Origin of the sequence: Halomonas sp. AOP30-A1-24, from assembly GCF_052378165.1 — a bacterium.
Taxonomy (GTDB): Bacteria; Pseudomonadota; Gammaproteobacteria; order Pseudomonadales; family Halomonadaceae; genus Vreelandella; species Vreelandella citrativorans.
In genome coordinates this window covers 1-6,495 of the sequence record NZ_JBQSXL010000055.1, presented here as the reverse complement: position 1 = coordinate 6,495, position 6,495 = coordinate 1, and the positions used below count along the sequence as shown (strand labels likewise).

Annotated in this window: 8 protein-coding genes; 7 read left to right on the top strand and 1 reads right to left on the bottom strand. The window is 53.6% G+C overall.

Annotated elements, in window-relative coordinates; translation table 11 throughout:
• From ACT3TJ_RS17630 to ACT3TJ_RS17600, 7 genes are all read left to right on the top strand, one after another.
• Positions 1 to 573 (top strand): hypothetical protein (locus ACT3TJ_RS17630; RefSeq protein WP_444666097.1); only part of this gene is annotated, 573 nt, incomplete at its 5' end.
• A gap of 173 nt (positions 574 to 746) precedes the next feature.
• On the top strand, positions 747 to 1,982 hold the full coding sequence (locus ACT3TJ_RS17625) for a DUF4365 domain-containing protein (RefSeq protein ID WP_444666095.1): 1,236 nt from the start codon (positions 747 to 749) through the stop codon (positions 1,980 to 1,982).
• A 107-nt stretch (positions 1,983 to 2,089) separates the two neighbouring features.
• Positions 2,090 to 2,485, top strand: a complete 396-nt coding sequence (locus ACT3TJ_RS17620) for a DUF6979 family protein (protein ID WP_444666093.1) — start codon at positions 2,090 to 2,092, stop codon at positions 2,483 to 2,485.
• An 88-nt stretch (positions 2,486 to 2,573) separates the two neighbouring features.
• Positions 2,574 to 3,005, top strand: coding sequence for a hypothetical protein (locus ACT3TJ_RS17615; RefSeq protein ID WP_444666091.1), 432 nt, complete (start codon positions 2,574 to 2,576; stop codon positions 3,003 to 3,005).
• A 73-nt stretch (positions 3,006 to 3,078) separates the two neighbouring features.
• Positions 3,079 to 3,594 carry a lysozyme inhibitor LprI family protein gene (locus ACT3TJ_RS17610; RefSeq protein WP_444666089.1) on the top strand — a complete coding sequence of 172 codons (516 nt, stop codon included), beginning with the start codon at positions 3,079 to 3,081 and terminating at the stop codon, positions 3,592 to 3,594.
• Between the two features lie 91 nt (positions 3,595 to 3,685).
• Positions 3,686 to 4,339 (top strand): DsbA family oxidoreductase, encoded by a 654-nt coding sequence (locus tag ACT3TJ_RS17605; RefSeq protein WP_444666087.1) that lies wholly within the window; start codon positions 3,686 to 3,688, stop codon positions 4,337 to 4,339.
• A gap of 60 nt (positions 4,340 to 4,399) precedes the next feature.
• Positions 4,400 to 5,047: a glutathione S-transferase gene (locus ACT3TJ_RS17600; RefSeq protein WP_444631117.1), complete on the top strand. Its 648-nt coding sequence runs from the start codon at positions 4,400 to 4,402 to the stop codon at positions 5,045 to 5,047.
• 254 nt (positions 5,048 to 5,301) lie between these two features.
• Here ACT3TJ_RS17600 and ACT3TJ_RS17595 read toward each other — a convergent pair whose 3' ends face one another.
• A complete protein-coding gene (locus ACT3TJ_RS17595; RefSeq protein ID WP_444631116.1) occupies positions 5,302 to 6,429 on the bottom strand; it encodes a glycerol dehydrogenase in 1,128 nt (375 codons plus the stop codon).
• Positions 6,430 to 6,495: the final 66 nt, after the last annotated feature.

The following is a 6,495-nucleotide window of genomic DNA, read 5'->3' as shown; positions in this document are numbered from 1 at the left end:
TGTAAGGGTTGCGACAACGAATTGGGCAAGTGGGAAAACATTGCAGCGAAGGCATTTCGCCAGATCAGGGAAGAGTCCAAAGGCGACTCATTGGGTGAGTACAAACTAAAAGACGTTTCAGGTGATGAAATCTTACGATTTATCGCTGGACTACTTTGGAAATATAGCGTCGCCTCAAAAGAAAACGGAAGAATTGACCTAGGGCCCTACCAAGATTTGATGGAGGGGTTAGCGTTTTCGCTTCAACAGATACCCAGCAGCATCGATGCTTTGGTGTGTCGGCTAAGACGTCACGAGGGTGACGATGATGTTTTTGCATACCGCGCGCCGAAGCCTGATAGGCAGGAAGGTGTGAACGGCTACCGAGTACTGGTCGGTGGCATGTTCATCTTTGTGAAAACAGACAAACAAACCCCGAAGGGTGGCGCCCTAGAAAGAAGTGCTATTCGAGGTAAATCTGATCTTCCTTATGTCTTGCTACGGGCACAGGACTTTGAGGAATACCGATTATCGGCTGAGCTAGCTCATGAAGGCCGGTTATCGGATTTTCTCGATAAGCAAGATGGTCAGTAATGGGGAGACCAGGGCTATGGATAATTCCGCCCAACAAGTGAATCAAGCCGACCAATTTTCCGCTGCCGCTCCAAATTAGCGGCTTATTCAAGGCGTTCTGTGGATGCATATGCATGACCGGCCATTTAACAATTCGGCAGTCTTTGCTATCCAACTAGGGAGGGCTCACACCTGTGAGAGCACAAGGATCTGATCGTATAGAGCGTCAAGGACTTGGCTGGGTCACAGTACGTGGTGAGGCTGCGGGTTTTGCCCTACGAGAGCAGCCTAGCAGTGACTACGGAATCGATGCGATTGCCGAATTGATTGACAATGAGATAGCCACCGGGCAGTTGGTTGCGATACAGATCAAGTCTGGCAGTAGCTACCTTGGTGAAACGAAGGATGGCTGCTACATCTACCGCCCGGATGCGCAACACGTCGACTACTGGCTAGGGCATACACTTCCCGTCATCGTATGCCTCTGTGATCCTGAGAACGAAGTTGTATATTGGGAGCGGGTTGCTAAGGACACCATCGAACCGACAGGGAAGGGCTACAAGCTAGCCGTTCCCCAGGTGCGAAAACTTGGCAAAGATACCCGAGAGGCACTGAAGGACCTTGTGACGCCGCGCGTCGCATCCAGCGACTACACGCTCGTCTCGACTGAGGATGTCAGCCATGGTATGGCCAAGCGTTACTCAATCAAAGTTGTCCTTAACCGACCCATGACCAAACCGGAACTGACGACGGTTATCAGGGACATGACGGCTAAAACTGCAAAGCGTCGATACTCCAGGAACGCCATGGTAAAAGGTAGGTGGGGCGAAGCCGGCGCGCATGTCGTTTGGGCTTTCATTTATGCTAGCGCTGCTGACGAAAAAAAGGCCAACTACACGTGCCGAAGCCTCTGGATTGACCCAAGTCTTGATGGTAAGAACGCGCCGATTCCTCTGGTCGGGGAAGATGTTGGTGATGGCACCATTGTGGATTGGAAGCAAAGCCCCTTGGCCGGACTCAGCAATAATGGCCAGGATGATTTCGACAAGGAGCACTATTTTGACCTAGTAGATCCGATTGTTGGGCTTGTAATTGAGAGTTTGGCAGATATCGGGAAAGCCCTTCAAAAATGGCAGTCGGGTGCGAGTATCGAGTCAAATTTCCTGTCAGAAACCAAATCCGCTCGCCAACAGATTTCTGATGCATACGATGCCCACGCCAGCTCCCAAGAACCACCGTACGAGTGCCACGATTTGTATGAGCAGGTCGGGAGCATGCTAGCGTGCACGCACAATATTGTTCTATACCACAGCGAGCGCGGCATCGAACTATGGACCGATCACGTCCGTCGCCAGATGACTGCCACGGCCTTGAACGACGCGAACAAACACCTTAATCGCATCAGGCATGAACGCGAAAAGGTCTCGTAGTGAATCCACAGAACAATGCCAATCAGGCGACAGCTTCTCCATTGCGACTTCGCCTCCACTCCAAAGCTGCGCGCGTTGGCGGCGTTAGACATACGTAAGGAAGAGGAATGGGGAAATACGGAAAGGCCGCTATTCGGGCTCAGGAGTTTTTGACAGCGGATATAACTGCGGAACCTGCCTCAGCCTGGAAAAGGGCTGTAAAAGAAGTCTTTCCGAATAGCCCCTCATCCCGGGAGAAAGGCTGTCCTCGCGGTGCATTCTTGGGCCTTTGCTCTGACGGTTTAGTTTCAGGGGTATCATCAGGGAAGTACACACGATCGAAAGATAATCGTCGCTATGCTCGCGAAGCTGTAAAGCTTCTCCAGAAGGTGCCTTCGTTGGCCGACAAACCAGATGAGCTCTGGAAGGAAATCATGCTAGGGGAGGCGAAGACGGAGAATTCGCAGATGGACGTTACTGTTTCGCTATGGCAAGCCGGTGTCATTAGCAAGAGCGATGTCTAACAAGTCGCTCAAGTTCGTTCCAGCCTTCGGCCTCCGCCTGAAGCGGCAGAGGCTCGCCGCTTAGCTCAGACGTTATAGCGAACCACACATGAAACTACTCATACTAACAATAACCCTATTGCTATCAAGCTGTGCTGTTTATCCCATCAACAAAACGCTTCAGCCAGAGTCCGAAATCCTCGTCACCGACGTGGAAGGAAAACCCATACAGGATGCTTGGGTGTATTTAATATCAAGCTCCTACCCTTATGGCTTTGAACAAATGAGAAAGGGAGATAAAACCAGTGATAGAGGTGAGGCGAGCTTTCCAGAAATGAAGGAGTGGCGCACTGAATCGCTAATGATTCACGGCTCAAACGTATTTTTTTGGAATTGGTGCGTAGTAAAAGCCGATTTTGAAACACACTCGACCATGTGGAGTAGTGGTGATGGCTTTCAGCCTCAATACGACGTCACTCTTACGCCAGGGGAAAGCACGCCATGCCCAGAAGAGCCAACTAAAATTGGCCGCGGGCTATAACAAGCAAATGTTGCCGGGCTGATTTTAGTTGAGCTCCGGGCTGGCCGCCCGTGCGGGACATGAATGCACGGGCATGGTCGTTCAACGTTTAGATGATCTCCTTGGCGTCGAGTGTGAGAGCATGGCGGTTGTGCCCGCTTGGCCAGCACTTTATGTGCGTTCGGGGAAAAAAATGAAAAAGTGGCTACTCATACTGCTCGCTACGCTGTCGCTGTCAGCCGTTGCTGACGACGAGGCGCTTGATTGCAACAATATAAGGAACACGCTCGAGACCAATCGGTGCGCGGATATCGAGTTAGAGGCCGCTGAGGGCGTACTTACCCACTATCTGGAAACGAGCATTGAACATAACGCGTTTGACCCTGAGTTAGTCGATGCTATCAAGGTGGCTCAAAAGCAGTGGCAGGCGTATGCCGCTGCCCATTGCGGCGCTGTCTATACGCAGTGGCGCGAGGGGAGCATTCGGAACGTCATGGGCATTACGTGCAGTACCCGTTTAACGAAACAGCGAACGCACGACATCTGGCAAGACTTCCTGACCTATATGGACAGTACGCCGCCGGTGTTACCGGAACCCACTATCGAGTAACGCCTTTATTCGTTACATGACGGTACTGTCGTTACTTTCTATAGGCACGTACCATGCTTTCTTCAGTTTGATCGAATGAGGGGATTGCCCAATGCAGACGTTGAGAATCGACCTGGTATCTGATGTTGCCTGCCCGTGGTGCGCCATCGGCTACCGCCGTCTTGAACAAGCGCTGGAAACCTTGAAGGGCGAGATCGAAATCGATCTGCACTGGCAGCCCTTCGAGCTCAACCGCGACATGCCGCCCGAAGGCGAGCCGATCCTGGAGCACTTATGCCGTAAGTACGGCAAGGATGCGGCCAGCATGGAGCAGTCCCAGCGTGAGATCATGAAGGTCGCCGAAGAACTGGGATTGAACTTCCGTGGCGCCGTGGAGCGCCGGGCGAACAATACCTTCGCTGCCCACCGGGTGCTGGCGAGGGCCGGAACGCAGAATCTGGAGACGCCCCTGCAATTGGCACTGTTCGATGCCTACTTCGGTGAGGCTAAAAATCCTTCAGACCCAGAGGTTCTTCGCGAGAAGGCCATTGAGGTTGGGCTTGACGGTGACACTGCCGAAGCCATCGCTCGGTCTGATCAGTACGCGGACGAGGTTAGAGCGGCAGAACAGCAGTTCATGGAGGCCGGAGTGAGCGCCGTGCCGGGGTTCATCCTCGACGGCCGCTACCTGATTTCTGGCGCCCAACCCGCTGACGTGCTGGTCGATGCGCTTCGTCAGGTGGCTGAAGAAAACGCGAACGGCTAACGTCTCGCATTAGAGTGGTCACCGAGTCTACTGACTTCAATTCAACTGTGAAAAATGCCCATGACGTCATCACTTCATCGCCTTTACTCTTTTCGTCGCTGTCCCTATGCCATGCGTGCCCGGCTCGGCTTATTGTTTGCTGAGTTACCGGTGGAGCTGCGCGAAATCACATTGAAGAACAAACCGGCCCAGATGCTAGCGATTAGCCCGAAAGGCACTGTGCCTGTTTTACAGCTTTTTGATGGTACTGTGATCGAAGAGAGCCGAGAAATAATGGTGTGGGCGCTTAAGCAACAAGATCCGCAAGGGCTGTTAGATGCGAAGGTTAGGATTCAGGCCAATGCCCTGATCGAGCAAAACGATAATGAATTTAAACATTGGTTGGATCGCTATAAATACGCCGACCGACATCTCGAAATGACCCAGGCAGAGTACCGGCAACGGGGTGAAGCTTTTTTACAGGTTTTAGAGGAGAAGCTGACTCAAAAGCCTTATCTTCTGGGAGATAACGCGACCATTGCTGATATTGGTATCATGCCTTTTATCCGCCAATTCGCCCATGTGGATCGCGATGTTTTTTATAGCCTACCTTATCCGCACCTGCAGCGGTGGCTACAACACTGGTTGGAACACGCGTTTTTTCTGCAGGCCATGACCAAGTTTCATCCATGGCAGGAGGGGGATGACGTGGTGGTTTTTCCATCTTGAAAAGCACTACCTGTTAATACCTTGTCGGCTTTCTCACGAAGGCCATTGAGGTAGGGCTTTATGGCGACGCCGCTGAGGCCATCGCCCGCTCTGATCAGTACGCGCATGACGTTCGTGCGGCAGAGCAGCGCTTCATGGAAGCCGGGGTGAATGCGGTACCGGGTATCATCCTCGGCGGCCGCTACCTGATTTCCGGCGCAGGGCTAGTCGATCAATATGGCGCCACACACGTGGCGCCATGTGCCTTGTGGGCTTTACTCGCTCAAACCCACTTTCTCCATAAACGCCCGCGCATGCACATCCACCGCTTTAATAGCGTGAACAATCTGCTTGGGCGTTAGCTCATACGCCAGGTTATGGCTTGATTCACCCTCTTTAAGCGCCGCTTCGGCTACACGATAAAGGTCGTCGTCGCTTGCCTGGTCAAGCTTCAGCGCTTTCAGCGTCACCGGTAGGCCCAGTGCTAGGTAGAGGTCTAAATACTCTTCAAGCTCCGCTTGCGGCGCTTGGTCGAGAATCAGCTGCGCGACCGTGCCGTAGGCTACTTTTTCGCCGTGGGTCAGGTTGTGAATCTCGCCGTGCAGGGCGGTGAAACCGTTATGAATGGCGTGCGCTGCCGCCAAGCCGCCGCTCTCAAAGCCCAGGCCGCTAAGCAGCGTATTGGCCTCAACCACGGCTTCAAATGAGGGCGTGACGATCTGCGCCTCGTTGGCTTGGTAGGCCAGCATGGCATGCTCAAAAAGGATGTCTTCGCATTTCTCACCAATCGTAGCACCCAGCAACGTGGCTTTGCCGCCCGCCATGTTGTTGGCGTTAGCGCGGATGGCGGCGCGGGCCTCAACCCAAGTAGCCAGTGCATCGGCAATGCCCGAGGCCAGAAAACGCGGCGGCGCTTTGCAGATGATGCCGGTATCGACCAGCACCAGGTCGGGGTTCTTGCTGTAGAAGCGGTAGGACTCAAACTCGCCATCGTCACTGTAGATGACCGACAGGGCGCTGGTAGGCGCATCGGTAGAAGCAGTGGTTGGCAGTATGGCACAGGCCGCTTCGAGCTTTTCAGCCACACCCTTGGCGGTGTCGATGGCTTTACCGCCGCCAAAGCCGATAACGACATCTGCCTGCTGCTTGCGGCCGAGCTCAACGAGGCGGTCGATTTCGCGGGTAGAAGCCTCACCTTCGAACACTGCGCGCTCGAAGCTAACGCCTTCGCCTTCCAGGCTCGCGCTTAGCTCCTTACCCGCGATGTCCCAAACCACATCGTCGGCAATCAGCAGCGCCGTTTTCCCGAGCGCTGACACATAGTGTCCGGCGCGGGCGGTAACACCTTCCCCCTGCACGTAGCGGCCGGGGCTGATAAAGACTTTCTCGTTGATGGCTGTCATGGCAAATCGTCCCTAAAAGAGAGTGGGTTGCCTGACCATTGGTAACACATGAAAGGTGCATGTGTA

Bases quoted from the DNA above. Each gene is read 5' to 3' on its own strand.
- ACT3TJ_RS17605 (WP_444666087.1), top strand. From the start codon at position 3,686: ATGCAGACGTTGAGAATCGACCTGGTATCTGATGTTGCCTGCCCGTGG.
- ACT3TJ_RS17595 (WP_444631116.1), bottom strand. From the start codon at position 6,429: ATGACAGCCATCAACGAGAAAGTCTTTATCAGCCCCGGCCGCTACGTG.
- ACT3TJ_RS17620 (WP_444666093.1), top strand. From the start codon at position 2,090: ATGGGGAAATACGGAAAGGCCGCTATTCGGGCTCAGGAGTTTTTGACA.
- ACT3TJ_RS17615 (WP_444666091.1), top strand. From the start codon at position 2,574: ATGAAACTACTCATACTAACAATAACCCTATTGCTATCAAGCTGTGCT.
- ACT3TJ_RS17610 (WP_444666089.1), top strand. From the start codon at position 3,079: ATGGTCGTTCAACGTTTAGATGATCTCCTTGGCGTCGAGTGTGAGAGC.
- ACT3TJ_RS17600 (WP_444631117.1), top strand. From the start codon at position 4,400: ATGACGTCATCACTTCATCGCCTTTACTCTTTTCGTCGCTGTCCCTAT.